This is a genomic window from Planobispora longispora (genome assembly GCF_016863135.1).
GTDB classification, from domain to species: Bacteria; Actinomycetota; Actinomycetes; order Streptosporangiales; family Streptosporangiaceae; genus Planobispora; species Planobispora longispora.
The window spans coordinates 58,395-77,966 of the sequence record NZ_BOOH01000047.1; the positions used below are offsets into that span (position 1 = coordinate 58,395).

The 19,572-nt window shown below is 74.9% G+C and carries 13 protein-coding genes; 10 read left to right on the top strand and 3 right to left on the bottom strand.

The genetic code is table 11. From position 1 onward, the window contains the following. Window positions 1–115 precede the first annotated feature (115 nt). Window positions 116–736, top strand: coding sequence for a TetR/AcrR family transcriptional regulator (locus Plo01_RS28210; RefSeq protein ID WP_239317220.1), 621 nt, complete (start codon window positions 116–118; stop codon window positions 734–736). Beyond that, on the top strand, window positions 733–1,107 hold the full coding sequence (locus tag Plo01_RS28215) for a VOC family protein (protein ID WP_203893738.1): 375 nt from the start codon (window positions 733–735) through the stop codon (window positions 1,105–1,107). Before Plo01_RS28210 ends, Plo01_RS28215 begins: the two co-directional genes overlap by 4 nt. 491 nt (window positions 1,108–1,598) lie before the next feature. Here the strand turns inward: Plo01_RS28215 and Plo01_RS28220 are convergent, their stop codons facing one another. Together Plo01_RS28220 and Plo01_RS28225 are read right to left on the bottom strand one after the other, a co-directional pair. Then, window positions 1,599–2,324 carry a hypothetical protein gene (locus tag Plo01_RS28220; RefSeq protein WP_203893739.1) on the bottom strand — a complete coding sequence of 242 codons (726 nt, stop codon included), beginning with the start codon at window positions 2,322–2,324 and terminating at the stop codon, window positions 1,599–1,601. A 282-nt stretch (window positions 2,325–2,606) separates the two neighbouring features. Next, window positions 2,607–4,358, bottom strand: coding sequence for an acyl-CoA dehydrogenase family protein (locus Plo01_RS28225; protein ID WP_203893740.1), 1,752 nt, complete (start codon window positions 4,356–4,358; stop codon window positions 2,607–2,609). A gap of 117 nt (window positions 4,359–4,475) precedes the next feature. Here Plo01_RS28225 and Plo01_RS28230 point away from each other — a divergent pair, with 117 nt between their 5' ends. From Plo01_RS28230 to Plo01_RS28265, 8 genes are all read left to right on the top strand, one after another. After that, the gene (locus Plo01_RS28230; RefSeq protein WP_203893741.1) at window positions 4,476–5,306 is read left to right on the top strand and encodes a PaaX domain-containing protein, C- domain protein; all 831 of its coding nucleotides are present in this window, start codon (window positions 4,476–4,478) and stop codon (window positions 5,304–5,306) included. 171 nt (window positions 5,307–5,477) lie between these two features. Continuing rightward, a complete protein-coding gene (locus tag Plo01_RS28235) occupies window positions 5,478–8,813 on the top strand; it encodes an ATP-binding protein (protein WP_203893742.1) in 3,336 nt (1,111 codons plus the stop codon). A gap of 183 nt (window positions 8,814–8,996) precedes the next feature. After that, window positions 8,997–9,239 carry a hypothetical protein gene (locus tag Plo01_RS28240; RefSeq protein ID WP_203893743.1) on the top strand — a complete coding sequence of 81 codons (243 nt, stop codon included), beginning with the start codon at window positions 8,997–8,999 and terminating at the stop codon, window positions 9,237–9,239. 422 nt (window positions 9,240–9,661) lie between these two features. Then, window positions 9,662–12,553 carry a class IV lanthionine synthetase LanL gene (gene lanL / locus Plo01_RS28245; RefSeq protein ID WP_203893744.1) on the top strand — a complete coding sequence of 964 codons (2,892 nt, stop codon included), beginning with the start codon at window positions 9,662–9,664 and terminating at the stop codon, window positions 12,551–12,553. Then, on the top strand, window positions 12,550–14,379 hold the full coding sequence (locus Plo01_RS28250) for a prolyl oligopeptidase family serine peptidase (RefSeq protein WP_203893745.1): 1,830 nt from the start codon (window positions 12,550–12,552) through the stop codon (window positions 14,377–14,379). Before lanL ends, Plo01_RS28250 begins: the two co-directional genes overlap by 4 nt. A gap of 135 nt (window positions 14,380–14,514) precedes the next feature. Continuing rightward, window positions 14,515–14,649, top strand: coding sequence for an ALQxL family class IV lanthipeptide (locus Plo01_RS28255; protein WP_203893746.1), 135 nt, complete (start codon window positions 14,515–14,517; stop codon window positions 14,647–14,649). 162 nt (window positions 14,650–14,811) lie between these two features. Beyond that, entirely contained in the window at window positions 14,812–16,581 is a 1,770-nt protein-coding gene (locus Plo01_RS28260; RefSeq protein WP_203893747.1) for an ABC transporter ATP-binding protein, read from the top strand. A 52-nt stretch (window positions 16,582–16,633) separates the two neighbouring features. Continuing rightward, the gene (locus tag Plo01_RS28265) at window positions 16,634–18,649 is read left to right on the top strand and encodes an ATP-binding cassette domain-containing protein (RefSeq protein WP_239317222.1); all 2,016 of its coding nucleotides are present in this window, start codon (window positions 16,634–16,636) and stop codon (window positions 18,647–18,649) included. On the opposite strand, the gene Plo01_RS28270 is transcribed toward Plo01_RS28265, so the two are convergent. Then, window positions 18,633–19,529, bottom strand: a complete 897-nt coding sequence (locus tag Plo01_RS28270) for a TIGR03564 family F420-dependent LLM class oxidoreductase (protein ID WP_203893748.1) — start codon at window positions 19,527–19,529, stop codon at window positions 18,633–18,635. The two genes, Plo01_RS28265 and Plo01_RS28270, sit on opposite strands and share 17 nt — an antisense overlap. Window positions 19,530–19,572 lie beyond the last annotated feature (43 nt).

Below are 19,572 nucleotides of genomic sequence, written 5' to 3' on the forward strand. Positions count from 1 at the left end.
ACCGCCTGTTCTGGTCGTCGATGCTCCTCGCACCGGTGTGCCGACCCGACCTCTCAGTGGAGTGAGTGCTCACTCGTTATTGACGGAGTGAGCACTCACTCCATACAGTGGAGACATGACATCACCCCCCTCTCGCCGGCGCGCGCCGGCCATGAGCACCGAGCAGCGCCGGGCGATGATCGTGGCCGCGGCGCTGCCGCTGGTCGCCGAACACGGCGCCGCCGTCACCACCGGCCAGATCGCCCGAGCCGCCGGCATCGGCGAAGGCACCATCTTCCGCGTCTTCACCGACAAGGACGAACTCCTGGACGCCTGCACCGCCGAGGCGATGAACCCCGACCATGTCCTGCGCGAGCTGGCCTCGATCCCTCTGGACGATCCGCTGGCCGCCCGGCTGATCCAGGCGGCCGAAGCCCTGCACGCCCACCTGGAGCGCATGGGCACCGTCATCGGCGCCCTGCACGCCTCCGGCCACCGCCGCGAGCGCACCTCCGCCGACCGGCCGGCTCCGGGCAGCCGCCAGGCCTCGATGAAGGCGACCCGCGACGCCGTCACCGAACTGATCGAACCCGACCGGGCGGTGCTGCGCCTGGAACCGGAGAAGATCGCCGCGGTCTTCCTGGGAATGCTCTCCATCCGCTCCGGCCTGGCCTCCCACGAGGCGGAGGCGTCCCCCGACGAACTCGTCGACATCCTCCTGCACGGCACCCTGGCCGCCTCCGGGAGCCCGGCATGACCATCACGCTGAACCACACCATCGTCCCCGCGCTGGACAACCGCCAGGCGGCCCGTTTCTTCGCCTCCCTCATGGGCCTGGAAGAACTGCCGCCCGCCGGCCGGAGTGGCCACTTCGCCCCGGTGCGGGTCAACGAGCAGCTGACCCTGGACTTCATGACCACGGACGATCCCGTCGGTGTGCACCTGGCCTTCGATGTGGACCCGGCCGCCTTCGATCAGATCCTGGCCCGGCTGCAGCAGGCCGGCGTGCCGTACGGCAGCCGCCCCACCGAGCCCGGAAACGGCCGCATCGACCACCCGCTGTGCCCGCGCGGGCTGTTCTTCCTCGACGCCGCCGGCAACCTGTATGAGCTGATGTCCCCGGCCTGACCGGCCGCCGCGAATCTGGCCGGTCGTCCTGCCAGCGGTACCGGCCCGTGATCACGACCTCGCCGCGGTCAAGCCCGCCCGCGACACGTCCTCGACCGATGCCCAGTGGATGGTGATCGCGCCATTGCCGCCCACGCGAGACCCGCGCCGGGGTGGCCGGCCGTTGAAGTTCCCGCGCCGGTTGATCATCGATACGGTGCCGTACGTGCCGTACGTGTTGGGTAGCGGCTGGTCCCGCACGATCTGGCTCCGTGGGATGCGGCCTACCGGTGGTTTCGCGCCCGGACGGCCGATGGCACCGGGGAGTGCGTCCATGACGCGCTGCGCAAGAAGGTCCGTGCTGCCGAGGGCCGTTACCCGCAGCCGTCGGCGGCGGTGCTGGATTCCCAGTCCGTGCGGACCCGCCAGGGCGGTGAGGCGATCGGGTACGACGCGGGCAAGCGGGTGCGGGGCCGTCACGGCCCGCAGGAAGAATCTGAAATCCCGACCTTCTACGGGCGCCAAAGCGGCGAGCGCCTGCGTCGGCCAGCGGATGAGTTCAGTGGTCGAGTCGACACCGAGACCATGAGGGCCGGTTCGTGGACGAATCGGCCCTCTGCCCTGCTGCATCGAAATCGACCAGGAAAACGGTGCGAGCGGTCACGTTCAGCGTACGCCTCCCTGCATTCTCGTGCCTGCTTGAAAGCTACGGCTGCTGCAGCGGGCCGACCGTGATCCTCCACAGTTTGGCCGTACCGGGCCGAACCCGTGGCGACGGATCGGCTCGATGCGAACGACCGCACCGGTGTTTCGACGCCCAGCGCGCGGGCCATATCCGCAAGCAGCTCACGATGGAACTGCTCGTCCCCCAGCCTCCGCGCCGCCGTCATTGTGGCGCGGGCGAGAGCTTCACCGTCGGGGGTGGCCTGCCGGCCCACGCCCCCCATGGAGAAGAACGCCCCGTGGCTCAGCCCAAGGAGCGAGCCCAGATCCTCAAGGTCGAGATGCGAGGCGAGCGAGGTCACCATCGCGGCGATGTGCGGCGTCAGCCGTTCCCAGGCCGGCCAGTCGCCTGGGCGGTCGTGGTCGAGTTCCGCACAGGAGTTCTGCGCAAGCCGTACAGCGGCCTCGCCGTCCAGCGCCCGCCGATATTCACCGAAGTCACGCCAGCGGGCGAACGGCGAGGCCAGGTAGGTCCCGGCCACACCGGCGGCCCGATCGAAGCCGGCCTGTGCCATCCGCCGGCGTCGACGCACCGTTGGCGGCCGGCACCGCGGGTGCATCGGCATTATCGAAGATCAGCAGACCGGGCTTCTGAGATCCCGCTTCCTCCAGGAACGTCAGAACCGCTCGGCGGCGATCGGAGAAGAGCGGATCATGGCCCGGTTCCTCGACGTCCTCACCCGGCTGCTCCAGGTCGTCGACGAAGGTGAGGTGATCTGCCCGCCGCGCGTGCTGAATCTCTGACGGAACAGCGGCGGAACGAAAGGCTCGGAGGAGCCGGGAAATCGTGATCGGGGTCAGAGGGTGAGGGCTCCCGTCAGGAGGTCGTCGAAGCGGTCGAGGTCCTCGGCCGGGCGGTCGATGCCGCGCAGCGGGCCGTGGTCGGCGAGGTGGGCGTCGGCGTAGAGACGGGCGACCAGGGCCTTGCGGTCGGTGCCGAGTTCACGCCGTTCCCAGCCGGCCTGCTCCAGCAGCAGCGCGGCGGCGTAGACGTCGCACATGAACTGGGCCAGCGGGAACAGCCGCGCCTCGGCCGCCACCGGGTCCAGGCCCGACAGGGCGGTGATCGCCTTGCGCAGGTCCTCGATCCGGGTCCGGACCAGGGAGACGGTGGTCTCGTCGTCGGCCGGGGCCTGGCCGACGGCGGCCGTCAGCCGGTCGAGGAAGGACTCGTGGGCGTTCTCCTTCAGCATCGCCCGCCGCATGTCCAGGCACAGGACGTTGTCGCCGCCCTCCCAGATCGGGTTGACCTGGGCGTCGCGCAGGATGCGGGCGACCGGCCACTGCTCGATGTAGCCGTTGCCGCCGTGGATCTCGATCGCGTCGCTGGCCGCGGTGACGCCGAGGCGGGCGGCGCGGAGCTTGACCAGGGCGGGCGCCAGGCGCAGGCCGGAGTTGAGCGTGCCGTCGAAGACCATCGCCTGGGCGGCCTCGACCTCGACGATCAGCTCGGCCAGTTTGCGGCGCATGAGCGGCTGGTCGATGAGGGCCGCGCCGAAGGCCTCGCGGCTGCGGGCGTAGCAGACCGACTCGACCAGCGCGCGGCGGGCGCAGCCCAGTCCCATCATGGCGATGGCCAGGCGGGCGCCGTTGGTGAGCGTCATCATCCTGCCCAGGCCCTTGCCGTCGCCGGTGCCGCGCGGGTCCGGCGCGAGCAGGAACGCCTCGGCGTCGGCGAACTCGACCTCCGCCGAGGCGACGGAGCGGGTGCCGAGCTTGTCCTTGAGCCTGCGGATCCGGATGCCGTTGTGGCCGCCGTCGCGCCGCTCGCGCAGGACCAGGAAGGGCGAGACCCCGCGCACGCCGTCCGGGGCGCCCTCGGGCTTGGCGAGCACGACGAACGCCGAGCCGTTGGCGTTGGAGGCGAACCACTTCAGGCCGTTCAGCCGCCAGGCGTCGCCGTCCGGGGTGGCGGTGGTCTCCAGCGCGCCGAGGTCGGAGCCGCCGGAGCGCTCGGTGAACATCTGCGCGGCCTCGCCGGAGAACATGCCGTCGGCGAAGATCTCCCGCACCCGTTCCCTGACGTCCTCGGGCGCGAACGCCTCGGCCATCAGCACGACCATGTCGCCGCCGGTGCCGAGCGCGCAGCCCATGCCGATGTCGGCCTGGTAGAGCAGGTAGTGCCAGGCCGCGATCATGGCGGCCGGATCGGCCCCGGCCGCCTTGGCCTCCGCGGTGAACTCGGGCCGGGTGAAGCTCCGGGCGACCAGCTCGCGCCGGGCCTCCTCGAAGGACGGCGGCATGACGATCCGGCTGACGTCGCGGCCCCACCGGTCGTAGCGCTCCAGGCGGGGCGGGTTGCGGTCGGTCTCCTCGGCGTGCTCCGAGATCGGCCCGGCCATCAGCGCGCCGGCCCGCTCCAGGTGCGGGACGGCCCACTCCAGGCCCTCGGCGCCGAGATGGCGGCGCATCAGGAAGCGCAGGGTGGGGTCGGAGTCGTACCAGTTCAGCCCGGCCGCACCCGGATAACGCTCGGTCGCGTAGCGCCGGGACTTGTCGGGGGCGCCGAAGGGCAGCCGGTCGACCGGTTCGACGAGGTAAGAGGCCATGTCTGGATATTACGTTTTTCCAACAGATGATGGGAAGATGTAATGAGCAGGATCGCGATCCGGACCCGGGCCACGCTCCGGACCGCCGCCGGACACGTCCTAAGCTCTGAACCGCCGATGAAGAACGAAGACTCGCTGGGGCTCCGCCCGCTGACCGCGCGCTCGGTCGTCCTCAGCACGCTGCTGGGCAGCCACCCGCCCCATCTGAAGGCCCGCCACCTGGTGCGCGCGGGCGAGCTGTTCGGCATCTCCGAGGGCACGGTCCGGGTGGCCCTCTCGCGCATGGTCGCGGCGGGCGACCTCGTCACGGACGACGGCGGCTACCGGCTGGGCGGGCGCCTGCGGGAACGCCAGGCGCGCCAGGACGCCAGCCGCTCGCCCCTCACCCGCGAGTGGGACGGCTCGTGGGAGGTCGCGATCGTCACCGCCGAGCGGCGGCCGGCCGCCGAGCGCGCCGCGTTCCGGGACGCCATGACGGCACTGCGCATGGCCGAGATCCGCGAAGGCGTGTGGATGCGCCCGGACAACCTGGTCCGGAGCGCCCCGGACGGAGACGCGCCCGGCCCGGCCGCCGCGGGCCCGGAGCCCGCCGGAGGAGCCGATGCGGGCCCGGAGTCCATCGGAGGAGCCGACGCGCCGCCCTCCCCCGTCACCGGGCAGTGCATGTTCCTGCGGGCCGTCCCGGAGGGCGCACCCGCCGCGCTGGCGGCGTCGTTGTGGGACCTTCCCGCGTGGGCGGACCGGGCGCGGGCGCTGGGCGAGGAGTTCGACGCGGCGGTCCGGGTGACCGACCGGTTCGTCCTGGCCGCCGCGATCCTGCGGCACCTGCTCACCGATCCCCTGCTCCCGCCCGGCCTCCTGCCCGGCGACTGGCCGGGGACCGGCCTGCGCCACCGCTACGACCTGTTCGAAGCCGAGTTCGGCGCCCTCCTGCGCGATCACCTGTAGCGGATCGCCGCCCGTCGGAAACGGTCCCGGCCGGTGCCGGCCGCCTCCCGGAGCAGGCGTTTGTCACAGGTTCCGGACATACTTGATCTCCACGCGGAAGCGATGTTTGATACGTGAGGTTCGTTCCTGTCGCAGTGGCCGCACCTACTGTGCCGACCATGGGTGGTAGGGATGAAGTTCCGGGTTCTCGGCCCGATCGAGGTCTACGACGACGGGGTTCCCGTCAGGCTCGGCGGCCCGCGCCAGCGCGCGGTGCTCGCCCGGCTGCTGGTCGCGGGCGGAGCCGTCGTCTCCACCGACACCCTGATCGAGGATCTGTACGGCGACGCGTCTCCACCGAGCGCGGTGTCCACGATCCAGGCCTACGTGTCCAACCTGCGCCGGGCCGTCGAACCGGGCCGCCCGCCGCGCGCCCTCCCCCGGCTGCTCGTCGGGCGGCCCCCCGGATACCTGCTCGCCGCGACCGACGTCGACGCGCTCCGGTTCACCGAACTCGTCACCCGCTCGGAGTCCCTGCCGCCCGAGGAGGCGCTCGCCTGCTCGGAGGCGGCGCTGCGGCTCTGGCACGGGCCGCCCTACGGCGAGTTCACCGGGGAGCTGTGGGCCTCCTCCGAGGTCGCGCGCCTCTGCGAGCTGCGCCTCGTCGCGGTCGAGCGGCGCGCCCGGGCGCAACTGGACCTCGGCCGCCCGCAGGCCGTCGTCACCGGCCTGGAGGCCGAGTCGGCCGCGAACCCGCTGCGTGAGCGGCTGTGGCACCTGCTGGCGCTGGCCCTCTACCGCACCGGGCGGCAGGCCGACGCGCTGGCCGTGCTGCGCCGCGCCGGAAGGCTGCTCGCCGACCAGCTGGGGCTGGGCCTCGGCCCCGGGCTGAGGGCTCTGGAGGAGGCCATCCTCCGGCAGGCCGACTCGCTCATGCTCCCCTCCACCTCCCCCGCGCCCGTTCCCCCGATGCCCGTCCCGGCGACCCCCGCGACCCCCGCGAGATCGCGTGCCCCGCACGGCCGGGAACGGCAGCTGGCCGAGCTGGAGACCCTGCCGGAGCGGGCGGAGGTCGCCGTCGCGGCGGTGAGCGGCGAGCCGGGCATCGGCAAGACGTGGCTGCTCGGGGCGTTCCGCGACCGCTGCGCCGCCGCCGGCCGTCTGGTGCTCTGGAGCCGCTGCCCCGAGACCGAGGGCTCCCCGCCCCTGTGGCCGTGGCTGCAGTTGCTGCGCGCGCTCACCCAGGTCTGTCCCCCGCCCGACCGCCGGGCCCTGACCGGTCTCCTGGACGACGAGACCCCCGCGGGATCCACCGAGGCCGCGCTCCTGCGCCGCCATCAGGCCATCGCGGACTGGCTGAGGACCGCCGCGCGCTCCCGGCCTCTGGTCGTCGTCCTGGACGACCTGCACTGGGCCGATCCCGCGTCGCTCCGGCTGCTCAGCGACCTGGTCACGCTGCTGGCGGATTCCACCGAGCCCGTCCCCGTCACGCTGGTCACCGCCTTCCGCGACGGGCCGGACCGCCTGCGCCTGGACGACGTGCTCGGCCGGCTGGCCCGCCACGACCTGCTCCACGTCCGGCTCACCGGCCTCGGCCCGGAGACCATAAAGATCATCGCGCACGGCATGGGCGTCGAACTGGACGGGCCGACCGCCCTGCGGCTGACCGAACGCACCGGCGGGAATCCCCTGTTCGCCCGGGAGACGACCCGCGTGCTCGCCCAGGGCGGCACGCTGGGCGCCGTACCGGTCGCGGTCGCCGACCTCATCCGGCGGCGGGTGACCGCGCTCGGCCCGCAGGCCGTCGAGGCCCTCAACGTCTCCGCGGTCATCGGCAGGGACTTCGATCCCGGTGTCGTGGCCCAGGCCTGCCGCGCGGAGCCGGCAGAGGTGTACGGCGTGCTGGACCAGGCCGTGAACGCCGGGCTGCTCGTCTCCTGCGCCCCGCGCATGGCCTTCGCCCACGACCTGGTCCGCGAGGCCCTCCTGCGCGACCTCCCCGCGCTGCGCAGGGCGGCGGCGCACCGGGAGGTGATGGCCGCTCTGGCCGACCGCCCCGGCGTGGACGTGGCGGTCGTCGCCCACCACGCCGTCGAGGCCGGTCCGGCGGCCTACGGCGAGGCGGCGCGCTGGGCCCGTGCCGCCGCCCGGCAGGCGTCCCTGCGGCTGGCCTACGAGGAGGCGGCCCTGTGGTGGGGCCGGGCGGTCGCGGCCCACGGCGCCTCCGCGGGCGACCCCCTCGACCACGTCGACCTCCTGCTTCACCAGGTTCGCGCGCTGCTGGCGGCCGGAGACGCGCTCGGGGCCCGCAAGGCGCGGGCACAGGCCATCCGCGTCGCCGACCGCGGCGACCGCACCGGCGGACGGGACGACTCCGTGCTGACGACCCGCGCGCTGACCGCGCTGGACGCCCCTTCGGTCTGGACCCTGCGCAACCCCTACGAAGAGGTGGAACTGCATCTGGTCCGCCGGTTCGAGGCCGCGCTGGACCGCCTGCCCCCGGACGACGGGGCCGAACGCGTGCGGCTGCTGGCCGGGCTGGCGCAGGAGCTGTACGACGGCAGCGACGACCCGCGCTGCGACCGCCTGTCGGCCGAGGCCGTCGAGGCGGCCCGCCGGCTCGGCGATCCGCACCTGCTGATGCAGACGCTCAACGCGCGGCAGCTCTCGCTGCCCCAGTCCGTCCGTTCCCCCGAGTTGCTGGGGATCGCCGCCGAACTGCTCGACCTGGCGGCGCGCACCTGCACGCCCGAGTTCGAACTGCTCGCGCAGATGCTGTTCACCCACCACCGGTTGCAGCTGTTCGACGTGGCCGGCGCCGACGAGGCCGCCACCCGCTGCGACGCGATCCTGGAACGGCTGCCGCTCCCCTGGCCGCGCTTCCAGCACACGATGTGGCGCGCCGGCAGGCTGGTCCTGGAGGGGCGCTTCGACGACGCCGACGTCCTGTACGGCGAGGCCGAGCGGCAGGCCGGGCGGCTCGGCATGTGGTACGCGGGCGCGGTGGTGGCCACCGGGCGCATCATGCTGCACTTCCAGCGCGGTTCCATGGCCGACGCCGGAGCCCTGATCGACTCGGTCGCCGGCATCCACGCCACCATGGACCGTGACTCGCGGATCCTGCACCTGTGCGCGCAGGGCCGTACCGCACAGGCCCGCGGGCTGGCCGAGCACGGCTGGGGCACTCCGCCGCGGGACTGGTCCTGGCTGACCATGACCTGCCTGCAGGCGGCGGCGCAGACGGCCCTCGGCGACGTCTCCGCCTGCCGGGCCAGCTACTCGGCGCTGCTGCCGCACGGCGGCGGCGTCTCCGTGGGCTCCGCGATCGCGTTCGCGGGCCCGGTGGACTGGTTCCTGGCCCTGCTCGCCTCCGCCCTGGGCGAGCGTGAGACCGCCGTCCGGCACCTGGTGACGCTGGCACGGCTGGCGGGCCGCAACGGGCTCGTGCGATGGCGGGACCGGGCGAGGTCGGAGCTCGGGCTCATCACCGAGGGGGGACGGAGCGCGGCGCCGCGGCGCGCGGGCTGACTCCGGGACTCCGGGGCCGGCCGGGGATCCCGTGTCCGCCGCGGGAGACCTCCCGGGAGACCCTCCAAGTGCTTTCCAAGCGGGCCGATGCACCCTTCAGCGGGAAAACACGCGCCCGGGTGCGGCGGCTCTCACCGGAATCACCGCTCACGGGCACGCCTCTTCACGAAAGGCGGAAAGAGAATGAGAACTCGTCGTCTGGCCGCGGCGGCGCTGGTGGCCGGAGGCCTGGCCTTCGGCGCCGTGGCCGCTCCCGCGACGGCCGCTTCCGCGCAGTCCGCCGGAAGCTGGTGGTTCGCAGGCCAGTACACGACCAGCGGCGGCTGCAGCAGCGCCGGCGTCAGAGCCCTCTTCAACACCAACGCCCTGGACTTCCAGTGCAGGCGCGCCGGTTCCTTCTTCGACCTCTACCTCTACCACGAATAGCAGGCCCCGCCACCGCGAATAGCAGGCCCCGCCACCGCGAGTGGCACGCCCTGACCCCGGCCCCGGATCCCGCGGCCGGGGTCAGTCGCGTGCGGGTCTTCGGTCCCGAGGACGGGACGGGGCCGGCGATACGACCCGGTCCTCGCGGTCCCGTGATCACCGGTTCCCGGTCCGGGCCGCGGCTCTCGGCGGCTCCGAGCGCTTCCAAGCGCTTCCAAGCGGCTCCAAGCGGCTCGCGGAGAAGCGCCTCCAAGTCGCTCGCAAACGCTGCCGGAGAGCATTCCCGCAGCGTGGATCCGTTCGGCGGGTTCCCGGTGGAGTGCGAGGACGGGCGGGGTCTTCCCGCTGCGGGGCGCCTGCCGGTCCATGTCCGCCCGGACCCCGCGCGGATCGTCGGGCGAGGGTGAGGGGGCTGGAGAGGCGTGGCTGCGCGGAGTACGGGTGAGGGCGGACGTCCGGACGGGGATCGCCATCTGCTGGAGGACATCGCCAGGGCGACCCTGGGGCGGGCGGCGGGCCGGGCCGCGGACGTGGCGGACGCCGGCGCGGGAGGCCCCGTCCCTCCTGCCGGACGGCTCCTGCCCGGCTGGGAGATCCACCCCGGCACGCCGTGGACCTATGCGGCTCCGGCGGGTTCGGTGCGGCGCGCCCAGGGCTGGAAGCTCCACGTGTCGGCGACGCCGTTGTCGGCCCCCGTGGTGCTGGCACGGGTGGCGGAGGTGCTGGGCCGCCGCCGCTGCCCGTTCAAGTTCGCCGCCACGCTCGGCGAGACGGGCGCCCTCCTGTCGCGTGAGCGGGATCGCGGATCCGTGGGCAAGTTCGTCACGGTCTACCCGCCCGACGACGAGACCGCCGTGGCGATCGCCGAGGAACTGCACCGGGCCACCTCCGGCCTGCCCGGCCCGCCGATCCTGTCCGACCGCGCCTACCTGCCCGGCAGCCTGGTGCATTACCGCTTCGGGGTGTTCTCCGCCCCCGGCGAGCTGGACAACGACGGAACCTACACCTCGCGGCTGACCGCGCCCGACGGCACCAGGGTGACCGACGAGCGCAAGGCGTGGTACTCCCCTCCGGAGTGGGCGCGGTGCCCGTTCGAGTCCGGCCGGGCGCCGGCCCGGACCACCGTGCCGGAGGCGGTGTTGCTGGGCGGCCGGTTCGTGGTGCGCCAGGCCGTCCGGCACGGCGCCAAGGGAGGGGTCTTCCTGGCCGAGGACCGGGAGACCGGCGGTCAGGTGGTGGTCAAGCACGCCCGCCCGCACCTGGGCGCCGGCCTGCACGGGCGGGACGGGCGCGACCGGCTCCGCCACGAGGCGCGCATGCTCGACCTGTTCGCCCCGCTGGGCGTCACGGCGCGCAAGGTGGAGCTGTTCGAGCAGGACGACAGCCTCTTCCTCGCCCAGGAGCGCCTCTCCGGGAGCGTGCTCACCGAATGGGCCGGTAGGCGACGGTTCTCCCCGCCGGACCCGGATCGCCGCGCCGCGGTGGTGGGACTGGCCCGGCGGCTGGCCGCCCTGGTCGCCGTGGTGCACGGCCGGGGATACGTGCTGCGGGACCTGACGCCGAACAACGTCATCGTCACCGGCGACGACTGCCTGCTGATCGACCTGGAGACGGCCGCGGCGCCCGGCACGCCGGTGGTGAGGACGTTCACCCCCGGTTACGCTCCGCCCGAACAGGTCCGGGGCGCCGAGTACGGCCCCGCCCCCGGCCCGGAGGCCGACCTGTTCGCGCTCGGGGCGACGGTGTTCTTCATGGCCACCGACTGCCAGCCGCTGCTGGCGGAGGACCGGCCCGCCGGGACGCGGTCGTGGGACGCGCGGCTGGGCACGCTGGTGAGCGTCGCCACCGCGGGCGATCCGGTGGCGACGGCGCTGGTCCCGCTCTTCCTCGGTCTGATGAGGCAGGAGCCGGAACGGCGCTGGGATCTGGAGCGGGCGCGGGCGTTCCTGGACGGCCTGGCCGCCGTACCGCTCCCGCCGGCGGCCCGCGCCGGGACTCCGGACGGCTACCGGCTGGGCACGGCCGAGCAGGATCGCCTGCTCGGCGACGGGCTCGCCCACATCCTGCGGACGATCTCCCCGGCCGCGGTCGCCGACCCGGAGGCGCGCGCCGCGCTGTGGCCCGTCAAGGGGGCGAACGGATACGGGGCGACCACCGATCCGTGCGCCGTGCAGTACGGAACGGCCGGAGTGCTCACCCTGCTCGCCTCGCTGGCGGGGCACGAGCCCGCCACGGCCTCCGCCCGGCCGGCGCGGACGGAACCTCCGGGGCCGCACGCCGGGCTGCCGGCGGGGCTCAGGGACGCGGCGGGCTGGACGGCGCGCCGCCTCGCCGGTGAGCACCGGCCCTCCCCGGGGCTGTACTTCGGCCGCGCCGGGATCGCCTGGGGTCTCCACGAGGCCGGCCGCGCGCTCGGCGACGACGCTCTGCGCGCCGCCGGCGCCGGTCTCGCGCTGGACCTGCCGACGAACTGGCCGAACCCGGACGTGTGCCACGGCCTGGCCGGAACGGGGCTGGCCCTGCTGCACTTCTGGTACGCCACCGGTGACGCCCGTTTCCGCGAGCGGGCCGGAGAGTGCGCCGACGCGCTGCTGAAGGCCGCCCGGCGCACCCCCGGGACGGTGCTGTGGCCCATTCCGGAGGACTTCGACTCCGGGCTGGCGGGCGTGGTGCACTACGGCTTCGCCCACGGCGTCGCCGGGGTCGGCGCCTTCCTGCTGGCCGCGGGCGCCGCTCTGGGGCGCGAGGACTGCCTGGAGACGGCCGTGGCGGCCGGGGAGACCCTGCTGGCCGCGGCCGACCGCCAGGGCGACGCCGTCTGGTGGCCGGGCGCCCCCGGCGGGGAGGACAGGCTCCCGCACTGGTGCAGCGGTTCCTCGGGGGTGGGCACGTTCCTGATCCGCCTGTACGCGACCACCGGTGACCGGCGTCTCCTGGACGCCGCCAGGGGCGCCGCGGTCGCCGTGCACGCGCACCGCCTGAGCTCGGGGACGGCGGCCTGCCACGGGCTCGCCGGAGACGGGCAGTTCCTCCTCGACATGGCCGGCGTCCTGGGCGAGCCGGTCTACCACGAGCTGGCCGAGGAACTGGCCGGGTGCCTGTGGGCGCGCGCCGTCGTCCGCGACGGGTTGCTGGTGGTCCCGGACGAGAGCACGACCGAGGTGACCGTCGGCTGGAACACCGGCCTGGCCGGTGTGCTGGACTTCCTGCACCGGCTGCGCCACGGCGGGCCGCGCCCCTGGATGGCCGACCCGCCCGGTGACGGCCCGCCGGACCCGGCGGCCGCCGGCGCGGCGCGGCGGGCGCGGACGTGACGGACCAGGTCGTCGCCGGGACCGGACGAGGGGTCCTCCAGGACGTCCGGCGGAGCGGCTTCTGCTTCTCCGGGGGCGGGCGGTACGCCGCCTGCCTGGCGCGCCGCGGCCACCGCCTGGCGCCGGAGCTGTGGGACCTCACGGGGGACGGCCCGCGCGCCCGGACCCTGCGCGGCTCCGGCGGAGAGAACCCGCAGACCGCGCTCGTCGCCACCGACGACGGCCGCGTGCTGCTGTGCCGTCCGGACGGCGGTGCGCACCGTCTCCTGCTCGCCGTCCCCTCCCGGGACGGCGACGCCCCGGCCGAGGAGCGCCTGCTGGCCACCGTCGGCGGTCCCGCCCTCAGGCTCATCGCCGGCCCGGCGCCCGGAACCGCCGCCCTGGCCTTCGAGGCCGGCGCGGACCGGACGACCACGGTCTGGCGGCTGTCCGGCCGGGACGAGCCGCCCGAGCGGATCGCCGAGCTCCCCGTCCTGGTCAACGGAGGGATCTGGCTCGACGGGACCGGCGACCGCCTCGCGCTGGCCTCCGGCCGGGCCGGGACGGGGGGCACCGTGGTGCTGAACCTCTCACGCGGCGTCCTGACCCCTCTGGACGGCCTGGCCGGTGACGAGCACCTGCTGCTGGCGGCCCCCCGCCCCGGGGTGCTGCTCACCGCCGCACGCCGCGACGGCGCCTACCGGCTGGGCGTCCGGCGCCGCGGCGACGAGGGGCCCACCGCCTTCCCCGACCGGCTGAACGCGATCGAGGGCGGCGTGACCCCGCTGGCCCTGGACCCCGCCGGACGGCGCCTGGCGCTGGCGGTCACCCGCGGCGCCCGCTCCCACCTGCTCCTGCACGACCTGGTGGAGGACGCCTGCCGGGAGGTCGGCCTCCCGGCGGGCGTGCTGTACCGCAGGGCCCACTGGGGTGACGCCGGGCTCCACCTGGTCCACAGCACGCCCGACCACCCGCCCGGCCCGATCACCGTGCTCCGGCCGTCCCGGTCGCGTGCCGCCCGGCGCCTCTCCCGTCCGCGGCCGGCGCGGCCCCCCGTGCGCGCCTACGACGGTCCGGCGGGAGACATCGAGGCCGTCGTGTACGGCGACCCCGACACCGCCCGCCGGGTGGTGCTCGCGCTGCACGGCGGCCCCGAGTCCTCCTGGCGGCTCGGCTTCGACCCGCTGTTCCGGCGCCTGGCCGCCGCGGGGATCGCCGTGGTCGCGCCCAACCAGCGGGGCAGCACCGGATACGGCGCGGCGCACCGCGACGCCGTCCGCGGCGCCTGGGGCGGACCCGACCTGGACGACGTCCTGCATCTGGGCCGCGCCCTGTCCGCCGCGCGCGGGCCGTCCCTCGAACGGCCGATGCTGTACGGCCCCAGCTACGGCGCCTACCTGGCGTTGCTGGCCGCCGCCGCCCGGCCCGGCCTGTGGGCGCGCGCCGCGGTCGTCGCCCCGTTCCTGTCCGGGCGGCGCCTGCACGACGACGGGCCGCCCGAGGTGCGCAACCTGATCGACCGGCTCGGCGGCCGGGAGGAGATCGACGACGACCTCGGCCCCCGCGACCTGTTGCGGCTGGCCGGCCGGATGCGGCTGCCCCTGCTCATCGTCCACGGTGACCGGGATCCGGTCATCCCGGTCTCCCACTCCCGGCGCCTGCGCGACCGGCTGCGCGAGAGCGGGCACCGCGACGGCGCCGGCCTGACCTACCTGGAGGTCGCCGGCGCTGGCCACGATCCGCTGTCCGAGGCCGGCGGGCACCTCGTCCTCGACCGCGTCGTCGGCTTCCTCAGCGAGGGAGCGGACCGCCGTCGGCCGCCGTGCGATCGGCACGGCCCTCCGTAGACCTCCGGCGAGCCCGGGCGGACACCCGCCGGGGCCTCGTCGGTGGCCGGTCACGTCCCTGCCCGGACGTGACCGGCGGTCACCCCGGACGGGGTGACGCCCCCGAAAGAAACCGGCAAGAAGAAAGGAACCGCGATGGAACTCGACATCAACGCCCTGGAGATGCTCCCCGCGATCGAGGAGACCCAGCTCCGCGACTGCAACTCCACCTGCGAGGTCAACATCCGTACCTGCTTCAACAGCTGCAACGGCTCCGGGTACACGTACTGATCCCCGCAGTTCCCGCCCGAGGACCGCGGGTGAGCGCCGGCGGGCGTTCACCGCGGCGTGACGGGCCGGGCTCCCGATAGACCTTCCGGCGGGGCGGGTTCCCGCCCCGCCGGAAGCGCGGGGCCGCCGTCCCGACGGATCCACCACACAGAGAGGGAGACGATGCCAGACCCCGTGCCGGACCCGTCGCGCGAGCGGGAGACGCGGAAACACGGTGACCGCCTGCTCGTCTCCCTCGCGCGCGGTCCCCGGGCGCCGCTGGCGGTGGTCGCCGCGGCCTCCCTCGCCTCCTCCGCCGCCGTGCTGGTCCTGCCCGCCGTCCTGGCCTCCGCGGTGGACGAGGCCCTGACCGGCCGCGAACCGCGGACCGCCACGGTGTGCCTGATCCTGGTGCTGGCCCTCACGGCGTGCGCCGAGATCGCCGGCATGCTGGCCGGGGCCGCCGCCACCGCCTCCGCCACGTCGTCCCTGCGGGTGCGACTCACCGCCCACCTGCTCTCGCTCGACATCGCCGAGACCCGCCGGTCGCCGACCGGTGAGCTGGTCAACCGGCTGGTGGGCAACACCGCGACCGCCGGACGGGTTCCGGTGACGCTGGTGGGCATCGCGACCGGACTGGTCACCTCCGTCGGCGGCGTCGTCGCCCTGTTCGTGATCGACTGGCGGGTGGGGCTCACCTTCGTGGCCGGCGCGCCCGCCGCGGTCGCCCTCATCCGCGTGTTCGTCGAGCGGGTCTCGGACCTGTACGACGACTACCAGGGGGCGCAGGGCCGGTTGGCCGCCCGCCTGACCGACGCCCTGGCCGGCATCCGCACGGTGCGGGCCTCGGGCAGCGCCGACCGGGAGATCACCCGGATCCTCGCCCCGCTGCCGGAGCTCTCCGGATCCGGGCACGCCCTGTGGCGGGCGCAGGCCCGCAGCGTGTGGAAGATCGCCCTGCTGCTGCCGCTCATCGAGGTGGCGGTGCTCGGGGCGGCCGGGCTGGGCGTCGCCGACGGCCGCCTGGAGCCGGGGCAGCTGCTGGCCGCGGCCGGATACACCGCGCTGGGCCTGTCCTTCGTCGACCAGACCGACGCGCTGATGGCCCTGGCGCACTCCCGCTCGGCGGCCCGGCGGATCTGCGAGGTGCTCGGCCTGCCCGTTCCCTCCGCCGGCACCCGCCCGCCGCCCGAGGGTCCCGGCGCGCTCTCGTTCCGCGGTGTCACGGTGGTGCGGGAGAACACCGCGCCGGTGGAGGACGTGGATCTGGAGGTCCCCGCCGGGTCGCTGACCGCCGTCGTGGGGCGCTCCGGCGCAGGCAAGAGCACACTGGCCCTGCTGGCCGGACGGCTGACGGATCCCGACCGGGGCGAGGTGCTGCTCGACGGACGCCCGCTGCGGGAGATCGACCCGGACGCGCTGCGCGCCGCCGTCGCCTACGCCTTCGAACGTCCGGTGCTGCTCGGCGGCGATCTGGCCGAGGCCGTCTCCTACGGCCTGCCCGCGGTCGACCGGGAGGCCGTCCGGGAGGCGGCACGCGCCGCGCACGTCGACGACGTGATCGGCCGCCTCCCGGAGGGGTACGGCACCCCGGCCGACGCCGCCCCGCTGTCCGGCGGTGAACTCCAGCGGCTGGGGCTGGCCCGCGCGCTGGTCCGGCGGGCGCGCCTGACCGTCCTCGACGACGCCACCTCCGGCCTCGACACCGCCACGGAGGCCCAGGTGACCCGCACTCTGCTGGAGGGGATGCGCGGGCGCACCCGGCTGGTCGTAGCCCACCGGGTCGCCACCGCCGCCCGCGCCGACCTGGTGGTCTGGATGGAGGACGGGCGGATACGGGCCCGCGGCACTCATCGCGGGCTCTGGCGGGACCCGGACTACCGGGCCCTGTTCGCCGCCGCAGGCGAAGCGTCCCCGCAGGATCAGGAGGACCCGTGCCCGGCCCGTCCGTGAGACTCCCCTTCGCCATCACAGGCGAAGCGTCCCCGCAGGATCAGGAGGACCCGTGCCCGGCCCGTTCATGAGGCTCCCCCTGCCCGGACGGAGCGCCGCACCCTCCGCCGCCGCCGGCCCGGCGGGTGACGGCCCGGCAGGTCACGGCCCGGCAGGTCACGGCCCGGCGAGCGGAAGCGGGTGGCGGCTGCTGCCGGCGCTGCTGCGGCCCCGCCGCCGTCCGCTGGCCGCCGCCGCGGCCTGGTCCCTCGTCGAGGCGATCCCGGCGTTGCTGTCCGGGCTGCTCGTCGCCGCGGCCCTCGACGGCGGTTTCCTCGCCGGGCGGCCGGGCGCCGGCCTGGCCTGGCTCGGCCTGCTCGGGTTCGCGATGCTCCTCAGAGCCGTGGCCATGCGGATGATGTTCCCCTGCCTGGCCGCGGTGGTCGAGCCGCTCCGCGACGACCTGGTCCGTGCGCTCGTCTCCGCCACCGTGACCCGGGCCGCCGGCGGGGAGGCGCCGGACCCCGCCGCCGCCACCCGCCTCACCGAGCAGGTGGAGACGGTGCGGAACCTGGTCTCCGCGCTGCTGCGAAGCGCCCGCACGCTGGGCATGTCGCTGGTGGCCGCGCTGGGCGGGCTGCTGATCCTGTCCCCTGTGGTCGCCGCCGCCGTCGCCGTGCCCGTCGCCGCGGCACTGGCCGTGTTCGCCAGGATGATGCCCTTACTCCTGGCCCGTCAGCGCGCGCTCATCCTCGCCGACGAGGACCTCGCCGCCCGGGCCACTCCGATCCTGTCGGGTCTGCGGGACATCGCCGCCTGCGGAGCGCGGGCGCATGCGCACGCCGCGGTGGAGTCCGCCGTCGCCGTCCAGGCGGCGGCCACCCGGGCGCTGGCCCGCGCGGGTGTGAGCCGGCGGCTCGTCGTCACGCTCGGCGCGCACCTGCCGCTGGCGGGCCTGCTGATCGCCGCCCGGCCGCTGATCGAGGCGGGCCGCCTCAGCCCCGGCGAGGTCGTCGGCGCGGCGGCCTACCTGGCGACCGGACTCGACCCGGCGATGCGCATGCTCGTCGGCGTCGTCGGCTCCTGGGGCGTGACCCTCACCGTCGTCCTGGGCAGGCTCGCCGAGACCGTCACCGTCCCCGCCCGGATCCCGCCCGGACCGCCCGCTCCGACCCCGGCCGCCCCCACCCCGCCCGCTCCGACCCCGGCCGCTCGGGACGGAGCCGGTCGCGCGGCCGTCCCGGGCGCCGTGACGCCGGGCCGCCCGCTGCCGGGTCGCCCGCTATCGGAGCGTCCGCTGCCGGGGCGCCCGCCGTCCGGCCACCGGCTGGAGGTGGAGGGGCTGAGCTTCGCCTACGCCTCCCGGGCCGCGCCCGTGGTGCACGGCCTCGACCTGACCGTCGCCGAAGGGGAGCACCTGGCCGTGGTCGGTCCCAGCGGCGTCGGCAAGTCCACGCTGTCCATGCTGCTGACCGGGCTTCAGCGGCCCACCGGCGGCCGGATACGGCTCGGCGGCCTTCCGCTCGAGGCGATACCCGAGCACCTCCTGCGGACCGTGATGGCGCTGGTGCCGCAGGAGGCCTACGTCTTCGCCGGGACGCTGGGCGAGAACCTCGCCTACCTCTGCCCGTCCGACCCGCGGACCGCGGACCGGCGGGTTCGGGAGGCGGTGGACGCCGTGGGCGCCCGCGCGCTCGTCGGACGACTGGGCGGGCTCGACGCCGTGATCGAGGAGCCGGCCGCGCTCTCGGCCGGGGAGAGGCAGCTCATCACCCTGGCCCGCGCCTACGCGTCCCCGGCGCGTGTCGTCGTCCTGGACGAGGCGACCTGCCACCTCGACCCCGCCGCCGAACTGCGCGCGGAGACGGCGTTCGCCGCCCGCGAGGGCACCCTCATCGTGATCGCCCACCGCATCAGCTCCGCCCGCAGGGCCCGCCGCGTCCTGGTGATGGACGGCGCGGCCGCGCTCACCGGATCGCACCGTGAACTGCTGGCCCGGTCACCCGTGTACGCCGGGTTGGTCGGCCACTGGCGGGGCGACGACGCCGCGGGCGGGCCGTCGCCCCGTCAGGTCACAGCAGGGACTTGAGGAAGTCCCTGGTGCGCTGGTCGCGGCCGAACTCGGAGGCGGCGAAGTCGGTGACCCCGGCCTTGGCGAGCGTCTCCAGCTGGGCGGCCACGGTGTCCTCGTCGCCGATGAGCGCCACCTGGGCCGGGCCCTCCGCGCCCTCCTTGTCGAGCATGGCCCGGTAGGAGGGCAGGTGGCCGTAGACGGCGAAGACCTCGGCCGCGCGGGCGCGGGCGGCCTCGACGTCGTCGGTGATGCAGATCGGGAGCCCGCAGACGATCCTCGGCGCGGGCCGTCCCGCCGCCCGGGCCGCCTCGGTGACGGCCGGGGCCACGTGCTCGGCGACGGTCTTGGGGCCGGTCATCCAGAGCACGGTGCCGTCGGCGACCTCGCCGGCGAGCTTGAGCATGCGCGGGGCCAGCGCGGCGATGAGCACCGGCATGTCACCCGTGCCGGGGGTGCTGAGGCCGATCTTCGCGGTGAGGGTCTCGCCCTCGAACTCCACCTGCTCCCCGCGCACCAGCGGCACCAGGACGGACAGGTATTCGCGCATGTGCCGGGCGGGCTTGTCGAAGCTGTAGCCGTACATGCCCTCGATGACGATCTGGTGCGAGAGCCCGATGCCGAGTGCCAGCCTCCCCTCCAGGGCGGTGTTGACCGTGAGCGCCTGCTGGGCCAGGACCGCGGGGTGGCGCGGGTAGGTCGGCACGACGGCGGTGCCGAGCTCGATTCCGGGCACCTGGCTGCCCGCCACGGCGAGCGCGGTCAGGGCGTCGAGGCCGAAGATGTTGGAGACCCACGCCGAGGGGAAGCCCTCATCGGCGGTGCGGGCGATCCGGTCCCGCAGTTTGCCGAGCGCTTCCGGGCCCTGGGGCTCGTCGAGGTACAGTCCGATCCGCATCGCTACCGAACTCCATTCTAGTCGTTCGGGCCAGTCTAGAACT

Excerpts from the sequence above, each read along its gene's own strand:
- Plo01_RS28210 (WP_239317220.1), top strand. The coding sequence starts at position 116 with ATGACATCACCCCCCTCTCGCCGGCGCGCGCCGGCCATGAGCACCGAG.
- Plo01_RS28215 (WP_203893738.1), top strand. The coding sequence starts at position 733 with ATGACCATCACGCTGAACCACACCATCGTCCCCGCGCTGGACAACCGC.
- Plo01_RS28220 (WP_203893739.1), bottom strand. The coding sequence starts at position 2,324 with ATGGCACAGGCCGGCTTCGATCGGGCCGCCGGTGTGGCCGGGACCTAC.
- Plo01_RS28225 (WP_203893740.1), bottom strand. The coding sequence starts at position 4,358 with ATGGCCTCTTACCTCGTCGAACCGGTCGACCGGCTGCCCTTCGGCGCC.
- Plo01_RS28230 (WP_203893741.1), top strand. The coding sequence starts at position 4,476 with ATGAAGAACGAAGACTCGCTGGGGCTCCGCCCGCTGACCGCGCGCTCG.
- Plo01_RS28235 (WP_203893742.1), top strand. The coding sequence starts at position 5,478 with ATGAAGTTCCGGGTTCTCGGCCCGATCGAGGTCTACGACGACGGGGTT.
- Plo01_RS28240 (WP_203893743.1), top strand. The coding sequence starts at position 8,997 with ATGAGAACTCGTCGTCTGGCCGCGGCGGCGCTGGTGGCCGGAGGCCTG.
- Plo01_RS28255 (WP_203893746.1), top strand. The coding sequence starts at position 14,515 with ATGGAACTCGACATCAACGCCCTGGAGATGCTCCCCGCGATCGAGGAG.
- Plo01_RS28260 (WP_203893747.1), top strand. The coding sequence starts at position 14,812 with ATGCCAGACCCCGTGCCGGACCCGTCGCGCGAGCGGGAGACGCGGAAA.
- Plo01_RS28270 (WP_203893748.1), bottom strand. The coding sequence starts at position 19,529 with ATGCGGATCGGACTGTACCTCGACGAGCCCCAGGGCCCGGAAGCGCTC.